The 21,692-nt window shown below is 37.1% G+C and carries 22 protein-coding genes; all 22 read right to left on the reverse strand.

All coding sequences use genetic code 11. From position 1 onward, the window contains the following. Positions 1-4 precede the first annotated feature (4 nt). Positions 5-325 carry a YlxQ family RNA-binding protein gene (locus FS486_RS00080; RefSeq protein ID WP_093263075.1) on the reverse strand — a complete coding sequence of 107 codons (321 nt, stop codon included), beginning with the start codon at positions 323-325 and terminating at the stop codon, positions 5-7. After that, positions 322-600: an RNase P modulator RnpM gene (rnpM, locus tag FS486_RS00085; RefSeq protein ID WP_144509219.1), complete on the reverse strand. Its 279-nt coding sequence runs from the start codon at positions 598-600 to the stop codon at positions 322-324. The genes FS486_RS00080 and rnpM overlap by 4 nt, the downstream gene beginning before the upstream one ends. Before the next feature lie 25 nt (positions 601-625). After that, positions 626-1,756, reverse strand: coding sequence for a transcription termination factor NusA (gene nusA, locus FS486_RS00090; RefSeq protein ID WP_144509220.1), 1,131 nt, complete (start codon positions 1,754-1,756; stop codon positions 626-628). 22 nt (positions 1,757-1,778) lie between these two features. Beyond that, the gene (rimP, locus tag FS486_RS00095; RefSeq protein ID WP_144509221.1) at positions 1,779-2,258 is read right to left on the reverse strand and encodes a ribosome maturation factor RimP; all 480 of its coding nucleotides are present in this window, start codon (positions 2,256-2,258) and stop codon (positions 1,779-1,781) included. 220 nt (positions 2,259-2,478) lie between these two features. Beyond that, positions 2,479-6,792 (reverse strand): PolC-type DNA polymerase III, encoded by a 4,314-nt coding sequence (locus tag FS486_RS00100; protein ID WP_144509222.1) that lies wholly within the window; start codon positions 6,790-6,792, stop codon positions 2,479-2,481. 87 nt (positions 6,793-6,879) lie between these two features. After that, positions 6,880-8,139, reverse strand: a complete 1,260-nt coding sequence (gene rseP / locus FS486_RS00105; RefSeq protein WP_144509223.1) for an RIP metalloprotease RseP — start codon at positions 8,137-8,139, stop codon at positions 6,880-6,882. A gap of 37 nt (positions 8,140-8,176) precedes the next feature. Further along, positions 8,177-9,328, reverse strand: a complete 1,152-nt coding sequence (dxr, locus tag FS486_RS00110) for a 1-deoxy-D-xylulose-5-phosphate reductoisomerase (protein WP_144509224.1) — start codon at positions 9,326-9,328, stop codon at positions 8,177-8,179. A gap of 17 nt (positions 9,329-9,345) precedes the next feature. Further along, positions 9,346-10,137, reverse strand: coding sequence for a phosphatidate cytidylyltransferase (locus FS486_RS00115; RefSeq protein WP_144509225.1), 792 nt, complete (start codon positions 10,135-10,137; stop codon positions 9,346-9,348). Continuing rightward, the gene (locus FS486_RS00120) at positions 10,134-10,928 is read right to left on the reverse strand and encodes an undecaprenyl pyrophosphate synthase (protein ID WP_144509226.1); all 795 of its coding nucleotides are present in this window, start codon (positions 10,926-10,928) and stop codon (positions 10,134-10,136) included. Before FS486_RS00120 ends, FS486_RS00115 begins: the two co-directional genes overlap by 4 nt. Before the next feature lie 284 nt (positions 10,929-11,212). Next, on the reverse strand, positions 11,213-11,770 hold the full coding sequence (gene frr, locus FS486_RS00125) for a ribosome recycling factor (RefSeq protein WP_144509227.1): 558 nt from the start codon (positions 11,768-11,770) through the stop codon (positions 11,213-11,215). Continuing rightward, positions 11,770-12,495: a UMP kinase gene (gene pyrH / locus FS486_RS00130; RefSeq protein ID WP_144509228.1), complete on the reverse strand. Its 726-nt coding sequence runs from the start codon at positions 12,493-12,495 to the stop codon at positions 11,770-11,772. Before pyrH ends, frr begins: the two co-directional genes overlap by 1 nt. Before the next feature lie 237 nt (positions 12,496-12,732). Further along, positions 12,733-13,617 (reverse strand): translation elongation factor Ts, encoded by an 885-nt coding sequence (gene tsf / locus FS486_RS00135; RefSeq protein WP_144509229.1) that lies wholly within the window; start codon positions 13,615-13,617, stop codon positions 12,733-12,735. 90 nt (positions 13,618-13,707) lie between these two features. Then, the gene (gene rpsB, locus FS486_RS00140; RefSeq protein WP_093263113.1) at positions 13,708-14,430 is read right to left on the reverse strand and encodes a 30S ribosomal protein S2; all 723 of its coding nucleotides are present in this window, start codon (positions 14,428-14,430) and stop codon (positions 13,708-13,710) included. 149 nt (positions 14,431-14,579) lie between these two features. Then, entirely contained in the window at positions 14,580-15,062 is a 483-nt protein-coding gene (locus tag FS486_RS00145) for a DUF6115 domain-containing protein (protein ID WP_144509230.1), read from the reverse strand. Between the two features lie 8 nt (positions 15,063-15,070). Beyond that, the gene (locus FS486_RS00150) at positions 15,071-15,373 is read right to left on the reverse strand and encodes an RNA polymerase subunit sigma (RefSeq protein ID WP_144509231.1); all 303 of its coding nucleotides are present in this window, start codon (positions 15,371-15,373) and stop codon (positions 15,071-15,073) included. Positions 15,374-15,727: 354 nt separating this feature from the next. Then, the gene (locus tag FS486_RS00155) at positions 15,728-16,501 is read right to left on the reverse strand and encodes a FliA/WhiG family RNA polymerase sigma factor (RefSeq protein WP_144509232.1); all 774 of its coding nucleotides are present in this window, start codon (positions 16,499-16,501) and stop codon (positions 15,728-15,730) included. A gap of 94 nt (positions 16,502-16,595) precedes the next feature. Beyond that, on the reverse strand, positions 16,596-16,889 hold the full coding sequence (locus tag FS486_RS00160) for a hypothetical protein (RefSeq protein ID WP_144509233.1): 294 nt from the start codon (positions 16,887-16,889) through the stop codon (positions 16,596-16,598). Further along, positions 16,889-17,386 carry a chemotaxis protein CheD gene (locus FS486_RS00165; protein WP_144509234.1) on the reverse strand — a complete coding sequence of 166 codons (498 nt, stop codon included), beginning with the start codon at positions 17,384-17,386 and terminating at the stop codon, positions 16,889-16,891. The genes FS486_RS00160 and FS486_RS00165 overlap by 1 nt, the downstream gene beginning before the upstream one ends. Position 17,387: 1 nt before the next feature. Continuing rightward, entirely contained in the window at positions 17,388-18,017 is a 630-nt protein-coding gene (locus FS486_RS00170; RefSeq protein WP_144509235.1) for a chemotaxis protein CheC, read from the reverse strand. Positions 18,018-18,020: 3 nt separating this feature from the next. Continuing rightward, a complete protein-coding gene (locus FS486_RS00175) occupies positions 18,021-18,476 on the reverse strand; it encodes a chemotaxis protein CheW (protein ID WP_144509236.1) in 456 nt (151 codons plus the stop codon). Positions 18,477-18,508: 32 nt separating this feature from the next. Next, positions 18,509-20,566 carry a chemotaxis protein CheA gene (locus FS486_RS00180; RefSeq protein WP_144509237.1) on the reverse strand — a complete coding sequence of 686 codons (2,058 nt, stop codon included), beginning with the start codon at positions 20,564-20,566 and terminating at the stop codon, positions 18,509-18,511. 14 nt (positions 20,567-20,580) lie between these two features. Further along, complete coding sequence (locus tag FS486_RS00185; RefSeq protein WP_144509238.1) at positions 20,581-21,690, reverse strand: protein-glutamate methylesterase/protein-glutamine glutaminase; 1,110 nt, start codon at positions 21,688-21,690, stop codon at positions 20,581-20,583. Between the last annotated feature and the right edge of the window lie 2 nt (positions 21,691-21,692).

Below are 21,692 nucleotides of genomic sequence, written 5' to 3' on the forward strand. Positions count from 1 at the left end.
TAGCTCACCCCCGGTTATATTCGTTGAGAAGGCCGGACAGTTTTTTAGCGAAACCGTCATCCATAATGGCTATTGCCACCCTGGCCTCTTTTCCCGTCGCATGTCCGAGATCGTGCCGGTCTCCAAAGACATGCAGCTCAACGTTAAAAGATGCACATTTGTCATTCAGTTTTTTTGCTGTATTATCAGAAGCATCCGACGCTAAAATTACTAGCTTTGCTTTCTTACTTCTTATTTCCTTTACGACTAACTCTTCACCAGAAATGGTTTTTCTTGCCCGTGTTGCAAGACCAAGTAGTTGTGTTATTTGCTGTTCTATTGTCATTTTAGTTTTTCTCTTTCAATAATGACGATTAGCTCATCATATATTTCCTCTGGAATTGAAGCTTCTAAATGATTGCTTAGTGAATTTTTCTTTTTCGCTTGGTTGACAGCTTCGATTGTTTTGGAAACGTAAGCACCTCGACCAGATTTTTTGCCAGTCAAATCTACGGTTACTTCTCCTTCTTTCGAACGAACAATACGAATCATTTCTTTTTTAGGGAACATTTCACCAGTAGCAACACATTTACGTAATGGAATTTTCTTTTGAGTAGCCATACAAGCTCACCATCCTTGCTTATTCTTACTCTTCGTCTTTGTAGAAATCGAAATCATCCATTTCATCATCAAGGCTCTCTAAAATTACTTTAGGAGAATTTTCATTTGGATAAATCCCTAACTCTCTTGCGTCTGTTTCACTTTTGATATCGATTTTCCAACCTGTCAATTTCGCTGCCAGTCTTGCATTTTGACCTCTTTTACCGATTGCAAGGGAAAGTTGGTAATCAGGTACAACTACTGTAGTAGATTTCTCTTCCTCATTCACTTGTACATCCAATACTTTGGAAGGACTTAGTGCGTTTGCCACGAAAACAACTGGATCTTCTGACCATTCTACAATATCGATTTTCTCCCCGCTTAATTCGTTGACAATTGTTTGTACACGAGCTCCTTTTGCTCCAACACAAGAACCGACTGGGTCGATTTCTTCGTTATGGGCAAAAACAGAAATTTTAGAGCGGTCTCCCGCCTCACGAGCAATCGATTTTATCTCCACGATTCCTTCAAAAATTTCAGGAACTTCCATTTCAAATAGACGACGAAGTAGCCCTGGGTGAGTTCTAGATACGAATACTTGTGGTCCTCTAGAAGTACGTTCTACTTTTGTGATATACACTTTAATACGATCATGTGGACGATAGGTTTCAGCTTGAATTTGCTCATTTGCAGGTAATACTGCTTCTACTTTACCTAAGCCTACATAAATATTACGGGCATCTAATCGCTCTACGATTCCGTTGACGATGTCGTCTTCACGATCTACATACTCTTCATAAATAAGTCCACGTTCCGCTTCTCTGACACGCTGCGTCACTACCTGCTTTGCTGTTTGTGCAGCAATGCGACCGAAATTACGAGGAGTTACCTCTTCTTCCACAACATCCCCGATCACATAATGCGGATTAATCGCTTGTGCATCTTCTAGGGAGATTTGTAAACGATCATCTGCTACTTCCTCTACTACATCTTTTCGAGAATAAACAAGCATTGTACCAACGCCCAGGTTAATATCAACTCGAACATTTTGCGCTTGGTTAAAATTTCGTTTATATGCAGTTACTAATGCAGCTTCTATTGCTTCTATCAAAACATCTCTTGAAATTCCTTTTTGTTTTTCGAGCGCAGTTAACGCATCTAATAAATCACTACTCATAGCTATCACTCCTCAATATACATTATGCAGAGAAATCGATTGCTAAACGAGCAAGCGCAATTTTCTCTTTATCAATTTGAATTTTTACTCTTCTTGTTTTTACACGTACTTCTATTAAAGCGCCTTCTTCAACTGAAAAGGAAAGCAATGTCCCTTCAAATTCCTTTGCGCCATTTACTGGCTCGTACGTTTTGATAAAAACATACTTTCCAACTGCCGAAATAAAATCAGCATCTTTTTTCAAAGGACGCTCAGCCCCAGGTGATGAGACTTCCAGAAAATAGTTTTCCTTAATCGGATCGACCACATCTAATTTCTCGCTTAGTTTTTCACTAACTTGAGCACATTGTTCAATATCTATACCACCTGTTGGTGTATCTATATAGATTCGTAAAAACCAATCGCGTCCCTCTTTTACATATTCAATGTCAATTAGCTCTAAGTTCAATTCTTGTAAAATAGGTGTTACAAGGTTTTCAATTTCGCTGGTAATATTACTCATATAAGCCTCCTACACAACAATGATTTTCTATATAACAACAGAAAAGAGCGGGAAACCCCACTCTTTCGTCACAGAACTATGAAACATTGGTAGTTTTATATTACCATACACTTGGCTTTCATGCAAATTGCCAGGAAAAAAAGCGGTGTGTACCAAAGGAATCAAATGGTATTTCATATTTGACTCCGACAACTCCGAGAATAAAAATTTTGTTATTAACTCAAAACAAGGATAGCTGATTGGCATCTGGAAGTCCTTCTAAGCAACCCATTGCATCCATATATTCTATAATGGTTTTAGAAACTCTTCCTCTTTGCTGTAAGTCTTCCTTCGATAAAAATTCTCCATCTAGCCTAGCCTTTGCAATTTGTATTGCTACGTTTGTTCCTAAGCCAGGTATTGCATTAAACGGTGGAATAAGTGTGTTACCTTCAATTGTAAACTCAGTAGCTTTTGATTTGTATAGGTCTATTTTTTGCATTTTAATGCCACGTTCTGTCATTTCCAGTGCTATTTCAAGTACTGTCAATAAACTTTTTTCTTTTGGAGATGCTTCTAATCCCTTAGCATTTATTTCATCTAATTTTGCTCGCATCGTATGAGATCCATTAACCATTGAGATTAAATCAAAATCAGATGCTCGCACTGTAAAATAAGCAGCATAATATAGTATTGGAAAATGTACTTTGAAATATGCGATACGCACTGCCATCAAAACATAAGCAGCGGCATGCGCCTTAGGGAACATGTACTTAATCTTTTTACATGATTCAATATACCAATTGGCTACACCTTTCGCTTTCATTTCCGATTCAAATTCAGGAGACAAACCCTTCCCTTTACGAACAGACTCCATAATTTTAAATGCCAAAGAAGGCTCAAGACCTTGATAGATCAAATAAACCATAATATCATCACGACAGCCTATTACGTCAGATAGCTGACAAGTACCATCTTGAATAAGCTCTTGTGCATTTCCTAGCCATACATCCGTCCCATGGGAAAGTCCTGAAATTTGAACAAGTTCTGAAAAAGTCGACGGTTTCGTTTCTTCTAACATCTGACGAACAAATCTTGTACCAAACTCCGGAATCCCAAGTGTACCAGTTTTACAGTCAATCTGTTCCTCCGTTACACCTAGCGATTCTGTTCCACTAAAAATTTTCATTACCTCTGGATCATCCGTAGGAATTGTTTTTGGATCGATTCCCGATAAATCCTGTAGCATACGAATAACCGTCGGATCATCGTGTCCAAGTATATCGAGTTTTAGTAAATTATCATGAATAGAATGAAAGTCAAAATGCGTCGTTTTCCATTCAGAATCTTGGGCATCTGCTGGAAACTGTATTGGTGAGAAATCAAATATATCCATATAATCTGGAACAACAATAATTCCCCCCGGATGCTGCCCGGTCGTCCTTTTTACGCCTGTACATCCTTGTACTAACCGATCAATTTCTGCTCCCCGCATCGTCAGATTATTATCATTCATATATCCTCGCACATATCCATATGCTGTTTTTTCAGCAACCGTGCCGATTGTTCCCGCCCTATATACATACTCTTCACCAAAAAGTTCCTTAGTATAGTTATGTGCAACCGGTTGATATTCCCCACTGAAATTCAAATCGATATCAGGCACTTTATCACCTTTAAATCCAAGGAATGTTTCGAACGGAATATCTTGTCCATCTTTTACATAAGGCGTATCACATTTTTCACAATTTTTATTGGGTAAGTCAAATCCAGAACCGACAGAACCGTCTTGGAAAAACTCAGCATGTTGACAGTTTGGACAGACGTAATGGGGAGGTAACGGATTTACCTCTGTAATTTCGGTTAATGTTGCGACTAAAGAGGACCCAACTGATCCACGCGAGCCTACTAGGTAGCCATCATCAAGCGATTTCTTAACGAGTTTATGGGAAATCAGATAAATTACCGCAAAACCATGTCCAATAATAGAAGTTAACTCTTTTTCTATTCGCGCTTCTACAATTTCCGGAAGTTGCTCACCATAAATTTCTTTTGCTTTTGTATAGGTTAATGATCTAACCTCGTCGTCCGCCCCTTCAATTTTCGGAGTATACAAATCATCTTTAATCGGTTTTATATCCTCGATTGAGTCTGCAATTTTGTTCGGATTAGTTATAACAATTTCTTTTGCTAGCTCTTCCCCTAGAAACGAAAATGCATCAAGCATTTCATTTGTCGTACGGAAATGTACTTTGGGTAACCCATGACGATTAAGCGGGTTTGCCCCCCCTTGTGAGTTAATTAATATCTTTCTAAAAATCGCATCATTCTCATGTAAATAATGCACATTCCCCGTTGCGACTACAGGAAGATTTAGCTTTTTCCCTAGTTTAATCATCTTACGTATAATGTCTTCTAAATTCCATTCATCACGTACTAACTCTAGCTCAAGTAGATGTGAATAAACTTCCTTCGGATGAATTTCTAAATAATCATAGAATTTGGCTATTTCTTCCACTTGCTCTAATGGTTTTTGCATGAGCCCTTCAAAAACCTCTCCTTTATCACACCCGGATCCTATTATTAGACCTGCACGATGCTTCTGTAATACAGATCTCTTAATTCGTGGTACACGATAAAATGTGGAAATATGCGATAAGGAGACAAGCTTAAATAAGTTTTTAAGACCCTCATCATTCACAGCTAAAATTGTACAGTGAGACGGTCTTGCTCTTTTATACGAATCTCCTTGTCCGATATGTTTATTGAAGTCATCGTGATATTCAATATTTTTTTCTTCCGCTTCTTTTAATAGATGAAGCAGTAGATATCCCGTTGCTTCACAGTCAAATATCGCTCGGTGGGCTTGGGTAAGTTCAATATTAAACTTTTTCGCTAAAGAACCTAGTCGATGAGTCTTAAGCTCTGGATGCAAGAATCTTGCAAGCTCTAATGTATCAATAACCGGATGCGTGAAATGATCAATCCCACATCTACGGTATCCTTCATATAAAAAGCCCATATCAAAAGAGGCATTATGAGCAACAATTATCCCATCACCGATGAATTCATAAAAATCTTTAATGACGTCTTCAATTTCTGGTGCATTTTGAACCATATCATCTGTAATTCCAGTTAATTCAATCGTTGTGGCAGATAGTGCATGATGTGGGTTTGCAAAGCGCTCGAATTTATCAATAATATTACCATTTTTCATTTTAACTGCGGCTAATTCAATAATTTTATCATATGTGGCCGATAACCCCGTTGTCTCCACGTCAAAAACGATATAAGTAGCATCTTCTAATAATGTATGTTGCTCATCGTATGCAATTGGAACTCCATCATGGACTAGATTTGCTTCTAATCCATATAAAATTTTAATACCGTTCTTCTTACCTGCAGCATACGCTTCTGGAAACGACTGTACGTTCGCATGATCTGTAATGGCAATGGCTTTATGTCCCCATTTAGCTGCCTGCGATACAATGGAAGATACAGAGGACACTGCATCCATCTGACTCATAGGGGAGTGCATATGTAATTCCACTCTTTTTTCTTTCGCAGTGTCTATCCGAATAACAGGGTTTATTTCTGACATATCTTGCGCCATAATGATCAGATCTCTTACAAATGTATCATTTTGCACAGATCCTCTCACTTTTATCCACATTCCTTTGTGGAGACGTTCCATCATTTGAGCATCTTCTTTATCTCTAGAAAACATTTTAACAAGTATAGAATCCGTGTAATCCGTTACTTTTGCTGTTAGGAGTGATCTTCCACTTCGTAGCTCTTTTACTTCGACGTCAAATACAAAGCCTTCTATCGTCACTCTTCTTTCTTCATCCTGTATAGAGCGGATTTCTAAGATTGGTTCTTCTTTCTTGAGCGGTATACCTAATTGGAAAGGTCCGTCTACTGCATCGTTCCCAGTTTCTTGACGCTGTTGTTCACGGTTTTGCAAGTCGGCTAACGCTTTTTTCCCAAGTTCTTCTTCTTCTATTCTTCTCTGTTCTAAAAACGCATTTTGTGCCTCTGCTAACGCCTCCGTATTTTCCACTAATCGAAAATCGATAGCGACCTTAGGAAAACCAAAACTTTCAAATATATTAGCGATTAGTTCGATATATTTCTTTTTAAATGTGCGAAGCTCTAAATCATTTCCACATGTAAGTTGAATCATTTGTCCGTTCCACTCCGGCTGTTGCTTTTGCAGACACTCTTTCAGTGGCGGTGACATATCACTTAGTTCTTTTAGAATACTTGTCCAATACTGTTTAATTAACTGATCTGTTATTACGGCATCATCACATTTAATAGTCAATGAGACATTTGCTATACCTGCAAATTTTTCCTGTAAACGAGTTTGTAATATAGTATATACATCAATAGGCAATATCGACTGTAATTGTAATTGAAAATGCCATTGTCTAATTTTTTTATGTACCGTAAATCTTGTAATAGAAGCATTTTCAAAATATTTAACGAAAGAATCCTCCGTTAACTCGAGTTGTTGGAGCAATAAATGCATCCTCATTTTACCATCTTCCATAATAGCGAATCCCTCCTTCACTAATCTTTCACAGAAAAAGAAAGGAAAGTTCATAGAAACGAACTTTCCCTTCTTAATAGTTCTTCTCTAGAAGAAAAACCGTTGTATATCATTCCAAGTCACTACAACCATCAGAACCATTAGAAGCATGATGCCAACAAAGTGGACCATTCCTTCTTTTTGCTTGTCTACTGGTTTTCCGCGAATTGCTTCAAATAGGAAAAATAATAATCGACCACCATCTAATGCAGGAAGTGGTAATAAGTTCATGATTCCTAAGTTAATGCTAAGTAGTGCTGCCCAATACATTAAATTAAACACTCCATATTGAGCGACCTCTTCTGTTGCTTTATATATGCCAACAGGGCCTGATAAATCATCAATGGAAAAATTGCCTGCAATTAATGAACCTAGTAGAGTAAATATTCTTTTGGTCGTTTCATATGTCTGCTCTGCACCATAAGGTATAGCTTTCAATGGATTTTTTTCCAATGGGCTTACATATTGCACACCAATTTGTCCTACTTTTTCATTACCTGCTACTACCTCATTTGGTGTTACAGACAGTTCTATCTTTTCACCATTTCGATCAATTAGGAAATCCATTTTTTCATTTGGACTTACTTTTACTTCTTCTGAAAACTCATCCCATGTTGAAATTGGACTCCCATTGATTGCCGTTATCAAATCTCCATCTTTCATCCCTGCTTGGGCTGCGGGACTATTTCCAACTACCGTTGTGATAACAGGTTCATACGTAGGAATACCTTGCAATAAACCTAGCATTAAAAAAATGAAAAAAGATAAAATGAAGTTAAAAAGTGGACCCGCAAAGATAGCCATCGATCTTTGTCCAACTGTTTTCGATCCGAATTGACGGTCAAAAGGAGCAATGAACGTTTCATTTCCATTTTCATTGATAATTGCATTTCTTGCCACTTTGTAACGAACTAATCGTTCTTCTTCGTCATAGCCTTCGATGAATAAGTCTTTCATCAAATCGGATTTTTCTACTTCTAAAAAGAGCATATCAGGAAACTGTTTGTTTTGATTGAGTACAATTTGATCGATTTCATTGTCATCGTTTACTCTAATACCTAAACGATAGCCCGGTTGTAGCTCGACTGAGTCCAAGTCTTCTCCTGCCATCCGAACATAACCACCTATTGGTAGTAGTCGAATTGTATATAGGGTTTCCCCTTTGGTCATAGAAAAGATTTTAGGTCCCATACCAATCGCAAATTCTCTAACCATTATCCCCGCTTTTTTTGCAAAAATAAAATGTCCCAGTTCATGAAAAAAGACAATACTTCCAAAAATTATTATAAACGCAATGGCTGTCTCCATTTTACCCCACCTTTATTCTGTTCCAGCTTGTCTTGCATTATTTTATCATGTTTTGTACGGTTTTTCTTGTTTCAGTGTCTACATGTAATATTGTTTCTAAATCTGGACTTGAAATGTTCACATGTTCATCCATTGCGCGTTCAATCAGTTCATCAATAGTTAAAAAGCCAATCTTTTCTTGTAAAAACAAAGCCACGGCCGCTTCATTAGCTGCATTTAGAACCGTCGTCATCGAACCACCTGCTCGTCCTGCATCAATTGCTAGTTTCAATGCATGATATCTTTGATAATCCATTTCTTCAAAATGCAATCTACCAATTTCCGCTAAGTTTAATCTCTTGGCATTCGAACGAGGAAGTCTCTCTGGAAAAGACAATGCATATTGAATCGGCACTCGCATATCTGGCGTACCTAATTGAGCAATTACACTTGTGTCTTGGAACTCGACCATGGAGTGAATAATGCTTTCCCTATGCAGCAACACTTCAATATCATCATAAGAAATATCAAAAAGTATACGCGCTTCAATGACCTCTAACCCTTTATTCATCATCGTCGCTGAGTCAATTGTAATTTTAGATCCCATTGACCAATTAGGATGATTTAATGCATCTTGTACTGTAACATTTTTTAGTTCTTCTCTCGTACGATCTCGGAAACTACCACCAGAAGCAGTAATAATCAATTTGGAGACTTCTGATTTTTTTTCTCCGTTCATCGCCTGGAATAGAGCAGAATGTTCACTATCTACAGGAAGTACAGGAACATTATATTCTTGTGCTGCTTGCATAACCAAATGACCTGCTGTAACAAGCGTTTCTTTATTGGCAATGGCAATAGTAATTCCTTTTTTAATGGCTTCAAGTGTTGGATTCAACCCAACGCTTCCAAGTACCGCATTCACTAAAACATCAGCATGTGTTTGCGCTGCAACTTGAACTAATCCTGAATCCCCGTACACGACTTCTAAGTGAGAAAACTCTTTTTGTAGCTGCCGTGCATCTTCTTCCTGCAAAACAGAAACTAATTTTACATCGGGAAATGCATGGATGATTCTTTTCGTCTCTTCCATGTTTTTTCCTACTGAAAATGCAACTAATTGAAATTGCGCTGGATGTTCTTTTATAATATCTAACGTTTGAATTCCAATAGAACCAGTGGCTCCTAATAAACTTATTCTTTTTCTCATAAAATTATGTCGTCTCCTTAGATGAAATGTAAAAAATGTAGCAACGGTAAGACAAAGAGAAGGCTATCAAAACGATCTAAAATACCACCATGACCAGGTAATAGGCTCCCAGAATCTTTTACATTATAATGTCTTTTAATTGCGGACTCTACCAAGTCTCCTAATTGTCCAAAAATTGATGCAGCAATCGTTATTGCTATTAATACAAAGTAAGAAGACGTCAACGGACTTATCCATTGAATGATAAATGCAGCGATTACAGCCCATATAATTCCTCCAATAAACCCTTCAACTGTTTTGTTTGGGGAGATTTCTGGCCATAATTTACGCTTTCCAATTTTTCTTCCTGTGAAGTAGGCTCCTGAGTCCGTTGTCCAAACAACTAATAATGCAAATATCACATATGCTAATCCAATGTTTCTAGTTTCGATAAAATAATAGAAACCGATCCCCACATACAATGTCCCTAAAATTACAAATGCCGCATCATCAAACGTAAAACGATTCTTCACGAATACCGTATATATGAGCAACAGAAAAACCACCACAAAAATCCATTCGAGTTTTGAATGACCAGTTACTGCTAATACATCGCTAGCAATAGATGATGGTAGTAAAAGTATAAATAATAAGAGCAAAGAAATGATTCCAGCAAATGAAAATAAACGTATTCCTTTCATTCGCAAAATTTCAAATAAACCTACTGCAGCCATTATGTATACAAGCCCCGTGAATATAGAGCCACCTTTTAAAACTATTGGAAGAAAAAGCGCTGCTGCAATGACAGCTGTAATTATACGTACTTTCAATTCCCTTCCCCCTCCTTCAGACCACCGTATCTTCTGTTTCTTTTTTGATAATTTTCAATCGCTTCCAACAAACATAATTCATCGAAGTCCGGCCATAATGTGTCCGTAAACCAAAATTCCGTATACGCTAGTTGCCAAAGCATAAAATTACTTAAACGCACTTCTCCACTTGTACGAATAAGTAAATCCGGATCACTTAGCTTATTTGTCATTAAGTGACTAGTTATTAATTCTTCTGAGATTTCATCTGTAGAAACGTTTCCATTTTGCACTTCATGAACAATCTGTTGTACCGCTTGAACAATTTCATCTCTACTGCCATAATTCAATGCAAAGTTTAAAATAAGTCCGTCATTCGTTGCTGTTTTCTCCATTGCTTTTTTTATCGCAATTTTAGTATGCTCCGGTAATAATTCTATATTTCCCATCATTTGTACTTGTACATTTTGCTCTATAAGCTCCGGTAAATACGTATCTAAAAATTCTTCTGGTAAACGCATTAAAAATTCTACTTCTACTTTAGGTCTTTTCCAGTTCTCTGTAGAAAAAGCGTATAAAGTTAATACTTTTATGCCAAGATCACTAGCAAATCTAGTTATTTTCTTTACAGTCTTCATGCCTTCGTGATGACCAGCTATCCGGGGCAAGGTTCTCTTTTTAGCCCACCTGCCATTTCCGTCCATAATAATCGCTATATGACCCGGTAATTGTTCTTGTTGGGCATTTTCTTTTCGTTCATCTAAATGAACACTTATCGTTCGTTCACTTTTACGGATAAGCTTTCTTAACATATTGAAACCCCCACAATCAAATTCGCATTGGCGTATTTGCGTTTCAGAACCAGTTAACAAGATAGCTTAAGTATAATGCCTCCTTGTATTACTGACCTGTAGCGTCAATCAAGCCCCATGTATCTTTTAACGCAAAGCCCTTTGCCAAATTAGGAACCTATATGTCTTATCATATCAAATATATCCTAATATAAAAAGACGTCCCACTAAAAGGACGCCTTTTCCAAATAAAAAGTTCAAAATATCACATTCATCTTACTGTAAAAGATTTCAGTTGGATAAGATTAAACTTCCAAAATTTCTTTTTCTTTATCTTTCGTAATTGCATCAATTTTATCAATATTTGAGTCTGTTAGCTTTTGTATTTCCTCCGTATAGCTTCTCAATTCATCCTCTGTGATTTCACCGGCTTTTTCTAACTTTTTAAGGTCATCGTTACCGTCACGACGGACATTACGGATATTTACTTTCGCTTCTTCTGCTTCTTTTTTTACTTGCTTGACTAATTCTTTACGGCGTTCTTCTGTTAAAGCAGGTATAGCAATACGAATCAATGAACCATCGTTCGTAGGAGTGATGCCCAAATCCGACTTCATAATTGCTTTTTCGATATCGCCTAAAATTGTTTTATCATAGGGCTGAATTGTGATCAATCTAGCCTCAGGAGTTGAAATACCTGCCATTTGATTGATCGGTGTTGGGGCACCATAATAATCAACAGAAATTTTGTCAAGCAAAGATGCGTTTGCACGACCAGCGCGAATAGAGGCAAGTTCTCTACTGTAAACTTGAATCGTTTTTGCCATTTTATCTTTCGTTTGCTCAATTACTTGTTTCGCCATTATGAATTCCTCCTAACGACTGTACCTATCGTTTCACCTAGCACAGCCTTTTTAATATTTCCATTTTCCATTATTGAGAATACAACAAGAGCGATGTCATTGTCCATACATAATGTGGAAGCAGTTGAATCCATCACTTGTAATCCTTGTTGAATTACTTCAATAAAGGATAGCTCATCATATTTTACAGCTGTTGTATCCGTCAAAGGATCTGCAGAATAGACTCCATCTACATTATTTTTAGCCATTAATATAACATCCGCTTCAATTTCTGCGGCTCTAAGTGCCGCGGTAGTATCTGTTGAGAAGTATGGATTCCCTGTTCCAGCAGCAAAAATAACTACTCGTTTTTTTTCTAAATGACGTATTGCTTTTCTACGTATGTATGGCTCTGCGACTTGGCGCATTTCAATGGAAGTTTGAACACGGGTTTCAATTCCGCATTTCTCAAGTGAATCCTGTAAAGCGAGTGAATTCATAACAGTAGCAAGCATTCCCATATAATCTGCTGTTGCACGATCCATACCCATTTCACTTCCTACTTTACCACGCCAAATATTTCCTCCACCAACAACTACTGCAACTTCAACTCCAAGTTCCACTACTTCTTTCACTTGTTCAGCTACAGATTTTATAATCTCGGGAGATAATCCAAAACCTTGTTCTCCAGCCAACGCTTCGCCACTCAGTTTTAAAACGATTCTTTTGTATTGTGGTGTGCTCATAGGTATCCTCCATCTCTTTTGTTGAAAAATAGGGAACACAAATTGCGTGCTCCCTAGTTGTTTCTAATTATTTTGTGCTTGCGCTTTTCTAATGTCCAGACTCCTGCGCACAGCTCGTCGCAGAAGAACGTTGCCCCTCGAGGTCAAATAACCTTGCACCAAGGAAGACAAAGAGCGTCTTCTTTGGCGCAAGAACATTTGCCTGTCGGGCAGTGATAGGCGCCTACGCTTTTCTTATTAGTTACCTTTAACTTGGTTCATTACTTCTTCTGCAAAGTTATCTTCACGTTTTTCAATACCTTCACCAACAGCATAGCGAGTGAATGAAACTAGTTTACCACCAGTTGATTCAACGAATACACGTACTTTTTGGTCTGGATTTTTAACGAAAGATTGATCCAATAGACAAACGTCTTCGAAATATTTACCAAGACGGCCTTCTACCATTTTAGCAACGATATTTTCAGGCTTGCCTTCGTTTAAAGCTTGTTCAGTTAATATTTTACGCTCGCGCTCTACTTCATCAGCAGATACTTCGTCACGAGAAATATAAGCTGGGTTTAAAGCTGCAATATGCATTGCAACATCTTTAGCTGCTTGCTCGTCAGTAGAACCTTCAATTACAGTTAAAACACCAATACGGCCACCCATGTGTAGGTATGGACCAAAAGCATCTGCATCTGTTTTTGTTTCTACTACAAAACGGCGAAGTGTAATTTTTTCTCCGATTTTTGCAACTGCGTTAGAAATTGCATTTTCAACCGTAACTCCGTCTTCCATTGTAGAAGCTAAAGCTTCTTCTACTGAAGCAGGTTCAGTTGCAAGTAAGTGTGATGCTACTTGTTGTACTAATTGTTGGAATGCTTCATTTTTAGCAACGAAGTCTGTTTCTGCATTCATTTCTAGTAATACAGCTTTGTTTCCTTCAACTTGAATAAATGTAGTACCTTCAGCAGCAATACGATCTGCTTTTTTAGCTGCAGAAGAAAGACCTTTTTCACGTAAAAAGTCGATTGCTGCTTCTAAATTACCGTCTGTTTCTACTAAAGCTTTTTTACAATCCATCATTCCTGCGCCAGTTTTTTCACGCAATTCTTTTACCATTTGTGCTGTAACTGCCATTTTATATTCCTCCTAGTACAAATAAAGTGATTTTCTCAAAAAAAGGTGATAAGTGGTTTGGCCGCTTATCACCTGTTAATTACATGTGTCTTACTCAGCAGCAACTTCAGCTGGAGTTACTTCTTCGTCTTCACCTTGTCTTGCTTCAAGTAATGCATCTGCCATTTTAGCAGTTAATAATTTTACCGCGCGAATTGCGTCATCATTTGCAGGGATAACATAGTCGATTTCATCTGGATCACAGTTTGTATCAACAATACCTACTAATGGAATGTTCAATTTGCGTGCTTCCGCAACAGCGATACGCTCTTTACGTGGGTCAACAACGAACATTACATCTGGAATAGCTTTCATATCACGGATACCGCCTAAGAATTTAACTAGACGTTCGTGTTCTTTTTTAAGTTGAACAACTTCTTTTTTAGGAAGTACGTCGAATGTACCGTCTTCTTCCATTTTTTCGATTGCTTTTAGACGAGCTACACGTTTTTGAATAGTACCGAAGTTTGTTAAAGTACCACCTAACCAACGTTGGTTGATATAGTAGTTACCTGAACGTTCAGCTTCTTCTTTGATAGCTTCTTGCGCTTGTTTTTTAGTTCCAACAAATAGAACTTTACCACCGTCTTGACCAACTTGACGCATGAAATCATAAGCTTCTTCTAATTTTTTCACCGTTTTTTGAAGATCGATGATGTAGATACCGTTACGTTCAACAAAAATGTATTTTTTCATTTTTGGGTTCCAACGGCGAGTTTGGTGTCCGAAATGTACACCAGCCTCAAGTAATTGTTTCATTGAGATTACTGACATGATAATTCCTCCTGGTTTGGTTTATTCTTCCGCATTCATCATTTTTCATTAGCTACTCTTTCATAAGAGCACCTGCTAAATTCATCCGAACTGCGTGTATATTCATACCGTCTTGTAATATACCATACATATTTTATACTTTCAACTATTTAATTCTTAAATTTTAAGAAAAGCTCTACTTCTGTTTTCCCTATTTGCAACATTTTTGCTATTTCATCAATACTTTTTCCTTCATCGTGATAATAAAAAACTTTTTCTTTTATCGTAACAGGGGCTTTTTTTTCTGTGGAAGCAGCAGTTTTTATATAACTTCTTGCTACATGTTTTTTAGAAACAAATGCTTTTGGAAGTTCAAAAGGCGGTGATTCTTCTATTAAACTTTCCTTCTTTACTATATTTGTAGTCGTTGCAGAGACAGACTTTTCGGTATTATTCAATTCCTCAAGAAGGCGATTGTTTTCGTCTTTAATTTCTGCTATATAGGCACTGAAAGAGTCTTCAATTTCAGCCAATAGTTGTTCTTGTTTGGACTCTGTATCCTTAAATTTGGTCAGTTTGGCATTTAATAAGGCAATGAAATAAAAACTTATTAACTGATGTAAAAATAATATGACTAATATGATAGATGTCATAAATTCTCCTATCCACTAAAATCCACAAAGTTTCCTTTAAAAGGATGCTTTATCTCTTTCATTTCTTGTTCTTTTTTTTCACGTTTTTTTCTTTCTTGTTCTTCTTGTTGTTTTTGACTATCTGTCAGGCTAGCTTCGGCTGTATTTTTTGCTTCAGTAACCGTTTCTCTATTTTTTTCTAATTGTCTTTCAGATGCAGCTTGTGCATTTGCTTGGTTGACAGAGCTTTGCTGTTGTAACTGATCAGCAACTTTTCCAGCATCGAATGTTTTAGGAATAGCAATTTGGAGCTCTACACCTTTTAAACTCATGAAATTGTCCCCTTACCAAAATAAAATTTAGCAACTATAATGATTTAACTAAACAATCACTAATTAAGGAAGTAAACTCTATTGAATGAAGTTCACACGGGATTAGTTGAGCCAAATGAGCCTTCTCATCGACTCGCAAACTGACGGGTGACGGCTTATCGCTCACCCAGAAAGCGTCCACCCTGCAGAGGAAATCCAAGTGGTAACTGTTTATGACACACTATTCCTAATAAACGGATCGAATTATCAAATAGTAGGTCCTTTTTTACTAAATCGAATAAGATAGATAATTAACACTTGTGACGAGAATTTTTTAACGTCCTTAACTTAGATATCATCCTGCCTGTTTTTTTCTTACGCGTTCATCATTTCATTCGATAATAGCTTGCGCAACTTGAAAAGGGCCTTTGAATGTATTTGTGAGATTCTAGACGTTGATAGTCCTAGCATTTCGCCAATGACGGTTAATGTTAGCTCCTCCGTATAAAAAAGGCTTAAAACTAACTGCTCGTTTTCGTTTAACTGTTGAATTTGTCCAGCAAGGTCATGAAGTAATTCTTGTTTAACCATTTGCTGCTCTGGTGTTTTTTGCACATCGTCTCTAATAACAAATGACTTAGCCTCTGCTTCTTCGTTATCTTGCAGCTGTTCATCAATTGATAAAACATTAGAAAAAAAATGTTCTTGAACCGTTTGGTATACGTCTTCTACCGGCATTTCAACATAATCTGCTATTTCTTCTGCCGATGCATGACGCATTAATCGTTGTTCGAGTTCTTCAATTTTACTTTCTAGCTTTTTTGCCTTTTCTCTAGAAGATCTTGGCAGCCAGTCTTCTTTTCTTAAACCATCGATGATTGCCCCACGAACTCGAAAAGAAGCATACGTATCAAATTTTAGCTCTCTGGAATAATCAAATTTATTGAGCGCATCAAATAAGCCCATCATTCCGAGGCTTTTCAGCTCATCTCTTGATATATTTTTAGGGATGCTTGCGCCAATGCGTTGAACATGATAGGTAACTAGGGGCGTATACTTACGTATGAGTAAATCTCCGGCATCTGGATCTTTGGAATCTAGCCATTTTTTCCAAAGTAGTTGCTCCTCTGTCGAATTTTGTTTTGCCACAATTATCCCCCTCTCCAATATATCTTATGAATACGTATATTATAACAAATTTCCTCATAAAAGGGGGAGTCGAATATATCGACTCCCCCAACTTTCATTCTTCTTTTAACATAGATTTGACAATTTTCGCAAGTTCTTCTGAGGAAGCTTCCGATTGATTTATATCTTCCTTCGTACCAATGATAATTTCTTCCTCGTTAACCACTGGGTTTTCAATGATAAATGCGATAAGGGCTCTAGCGAGAAACGTTAGTAGAAAAAAAAGGATAGCCAGCATACTTGCATTTATCAAAATGCTTTTCCCATTTATAAAAGGATAGGAAGAAAAAAAATAAGTACTAAAAACAATAAGAGATACCCAAAAATTTGAAAGAATTGATCCAACCATTAAATATCTCTCACTCCTTGGTTTACCGTTCTAATGTTTAGTAATTTAGTAAGTGGATCAAATTCAATAGTTCTTCCGCTATTTCCGCCTGTATCTTCAGAAATAATCGGTATGGAATACTTTTTCAAGTAAGTTTTTACTGCTTCAACATTTCGAGGTCCTATTCGCATAGTATCTTTACTTGAAGTAAATTGAAACATTTGCGCACCGCCCGCAATCTTTGCACGCAATCTAAAAGGTTGTACTCCTTCTAATTTGAGTTGTTCAATCATAGCTGGAATCCCTGTATCTGCAAACTTAGCAATATTAACTGTTTCTGTTCTTCCTAAACTAGAATCTGGTAACATTACATGGATTAATCCAGCAACTTGAGACTTCTCATCGTACAATACAACTCCGACACATGAGCCAAGCCCAGAAGTACGTATTGTATTTGGAGCTTTTGCTATCTTCATATCCGCAATCCCAACTTTAACTACCTGACCTAATACAACCATATTAGTGGACTCCCAACGCACTAAAAATAGCTTCAAAAGAGTCGGGATCAGGTAATAAGAAGAAATGGCCTCTTACACTTTCGCCGTCAGGAGCATCTTCTTCATTAATCGCAGTATCAATAACGATGACATAATCGCTTACGTGAGAAACCTCTACTAACCCGAAACTAATAATAGCACCGACCATATCTATACTTAACGCTGGTACCGTTGGATAAATTCTAAGACTTGTAAAATCAGAAAGCGCAGACAAATAAGATCCAGAAAGTATATTCCCAAGCTCCTGCATTGCGGATGCACCTATTTCGGAAACTTCTCCTGTTTGAAAGTCCAAACTTGTATCTTGGACTAAGCGTTGGATGAATCGATTCGCTTGTTCTACAGGCAATACAAAAAACATACTGCCTGTCACATCTCCCTCTATTCTAAGATAAATACCAGCAACGACACTATCTGGTCCACCTGCTAAATCCATCATATCATCGAAAGAAACCATTTCTACTTTTGGAACTTTCATATCTATTTTTTTATTAAGCAGTGTAGATAATGCGGTAGCAGCATGAGCTGCACCAATATTACCGATTTCTTTTAAAACATCTAAATGAATGGATGTTATTTTTTTTTCATACATACATTAAACACCTGACTTTATTGGATCTAATACTAAATTCAGATGTAACAGTATTAACAATCGACGATCAAGTTTTGCAACACCCGCTATATAATCCTGTTCCAATCCACCTACGACTTCAGGTTGGGGCTCTATCGAATCAGAAGGTATATCCAAGACGTCGTTAGCGGAATCTACAATTACCCCTACGTCCATATCCTCTAAAGTAATAATGATAATACGTGAAGACTCATTCAAATCACTTTGACCAAGTCCCAAACGATCTTTCAAGTCAATTATCGGAGTGACCACTCCTCTTAAGTTAATAACCCCTTTCACATAAGAAGGTGTTTTAGGAACTCTAGTAATATGTGAGAACTTTTCAATTCCTTGTACATGAGTAACAGGAATAACATATTCTTTATCTGCTAGTTGAAAAACTACTACTTTTAAATTTTGAACTTCTACAGTCTCTGTCATTTAGTCTCGCTCCCTTCCCAAGAGATCATCTCTTATATTATCAATGCATTACAATCAACGATTAACGCTACTTTACCATTTCCTAATATTGTTGCTCCTGAAATTGCAAATACACTTGTTAAGTATGTCCCTAGAGATTTTAATACGACTTCTTGCTGACCAATAAATGAATCCACTACGAGTCCAGCTAGTTTGTCCCCTTTTCGTACAAGTACAACGGAATGGAATTCATCGTCCGTACTTTCTCGTGGAACTTCAAAAACATTTTCTAAAAATACTAGAGGAACTACTTTTCCACGGAAATCAATCACTTTTTGATTGTGTGCATTTAAGATGTCAGACGAACGAATAATTGCTGTTTCAATAATAGAAGAAAGCGGAATCGCGTAAATTTCTTCCCCCAGTTCTACTAACATGACAGAAATAATAGATAATGTTAAAGGTAATTGAATAGAGAATAATGACCCTTTTCCTTCTGTTGAAGTAATATCAATTTTTCCACCTAATGATTCAATCGTCGTTTTCACAACGTCTAAACCTACTCCTCTTCCCGAAACATCAGAAATTACATCTGCTGTTGAAAAACCGGAAGATAAAATAAGTTCTGCAACTTGTTTATCACTTAACGTGGAAGCAAGTTCCTCAGTTACAATTCCTTTAGAGATTGCTTTTTTCAGTACTTTTTCACGGTTAATCCCTGCTCCATCATCTTCAATTTCAATAAAGACATGGTTCCCACTATGATACGCACGAAGTACAACAGTACCTTCCTCAGGTTTACCATTTGCTTTCCGGATTTCCGGACTTTCGATTCCATGATCAAGTGAATTACGAATAAGATGGACTAACGGGTCTCCAATCTCATCAATAACAGTACGATCTAATTCAGTTTCTGCACCGATAACTTCCAAATTGACTTTTTTATTTAAATCTCTTGCTAACTGTCTTACCATTTTAGGGAAACGATTAAATACTGTTTCTACAGGCACCATGCGCATATTCAAAATAATATTTTGTAGGTCCCCTGTAATTCGTGACATGCGTTCAACCGTTTCATCTAACTCACTGTTATGAATATCTTCGGAAATAGATTGAAGTCGTCCACGATCAATAACTAGCTCTTCGAATAAGTTTAATAGAATATCCAGACGCTCAATATTGACACGAATTGTTTTATTTCCTGCTGTTGCAGAATTTTTAGTAGCTGTTGACTTTTCTTTTTTCTCTTGTTTTGTTTCTTTTTTAACGTCCACTATTTCTTGTGTTTCAACTAATTGCTTTGTTTCTTCTACTTTATTTAACGCATCATTTTGACGATTTTTTAATTGCTCTAAAGTTACTGGGTGCACAAAAACTTCTGTTACTTCCGAAACTTTCATTAATTTCTTTTGTACATCATCTTTTGGCTCAGAGGTTACTAAAGCAATATAGAAAACTTCATCAAAGTCTTCCTCTTCCAGCTTCTCCACCGACGGAGAAGACTTAATGACATCACCCATTTTTTCTAATAGTTCAAAAACCATGTATACACGAGCGGCTTTTAAAAGGCAATCTTCGCGTAATTTTACTGAAATCTCATATGTCTGATAGTCCTGTTCAAAAGATTGTTGGATAACCGTTAATTCATAGTCGTCATATGTCAACCAGTTCTCTTCTTGAGTTACAGTGGCAACATTTTCATCTACCGTTGTGGCAGCCACAGGTGCTGTTTCTCCTGTTTCGATTAAATGCAGCTTTTGAACAGTATCGGCTACATCTAATTTTCCATCGCCACCTTCCGCAATATCTACCACCATTTCTTCTAACTGATCTACCGCAATAAAAACAACATCCAATAAGTCAGGAGTAACATGCAGACGATTATTTCTTATCTCGTCTAATACGTTTTCCATTTTATGCGTTAAATTTGCAATATCTTCGTAGCCCATCGTTGCAGACATACCTTTTAATGTATGGGCTGAGCGAAAGACTTCATTAACAATAGCAATGTCTTCAGGGTCTTTTTCTAATGCTAATAGGTGTTCATTACAAGCCTGTAAATGTTCTTTACTTTCTTCGATAAACATTTCTAAATATTGATTTGTATCCATTCATTAACACCCCTTTAAGGTAAATATTGTATAATTGCTTTTGCTATATTATCTAGTTCAACTACTTCGTTTACTAAATTTGTTTCAACTGCAGCTTTAGGCATTCCGTAAACTATACAAGTTTTTGAAGACTCAGCAATAGCTACTACATTGCCGTTTTTCTTAAGTTGCTGAAGACCTTTGGAACCGTCTGATCCCATTCCGGTCATAATAACAGCAATTTTATCAAAATCATTATAGCGGCTGTTATCTTCAAACAGGACATCTACTGCAGGTCTATGTCCTGCCCTAGGGGCTTCTTCGTTATCTAAAACGATTGAATATGTACTTCCTATTTTATGAATCTTCATATGAAAGCCACCAGGAGCGATATAAGCATGTCCGTCCCGAAGAATGTCTCCATTTTCCGCTTCTTTCACAACGATTTCTGCTAATTGGTTAAGTCTTTCGGCTAGCGATTTGGTAAACCCAGCTGGCATATGTTGAACAATCAACACAGGGGCTTTCATATCTTTTGGTAGTTTCGTGATTACTTCTTGCAATGCCCTCGGACCACCAGTAGATGTACCAATTAAAACCATTTTCCTATTAGTTTTACTCCAATTTTGCACTCGCTTAGAAGTAGGTGTTTGTACTTCTAGAACTTTTTTTTCGTATTGATGGGAAGTCGTTGCTAAAGGAGCTGTTGTGTTACTTTTACTCAGTTTGCTAATGGTCACGCTCGCGGCATTTTCTACTTTTGTTACAAGTTCGTCTTTAATTTTATGTAAATCTAATGAGATTGTCCCACTCGGTTTTGCCACGAAGTCTACTGCACCATATTCCATCGCTTGCATCGTTATTTCTGTACCTTTTTGTGTCGTACTCGAAAGCATAACGACTGCTGTAGGCGTTTCCGACATTATCTGTTTTAACGCATCTAATCCATTCATCTCAGGCATTTCAACATCCATCGTTACAACATCGGGCTTTAATGCTTTTATTTTTTGGATGGCATCTTTCCCGTTGCGTGCAATCCCAACAACTTCAATCACATTGCTTTCGTTGAAAAAATCACCTATCAGCTTACGCATAAAAGCAGAGTCATCAACAATTAATAATTTCTTTTTTTGTATAAAAACCATCT

The sequence above is a fragment of the Bacillus sp. FJAT-22090 genome (genome assembly GCF_007676755.1).
In the GTDB taxonomy this organism is placed as follows: Bacteria; Bacillota; Bacilli; order Bacillales_A; family Planococcaceae; genus Psychrobacillus.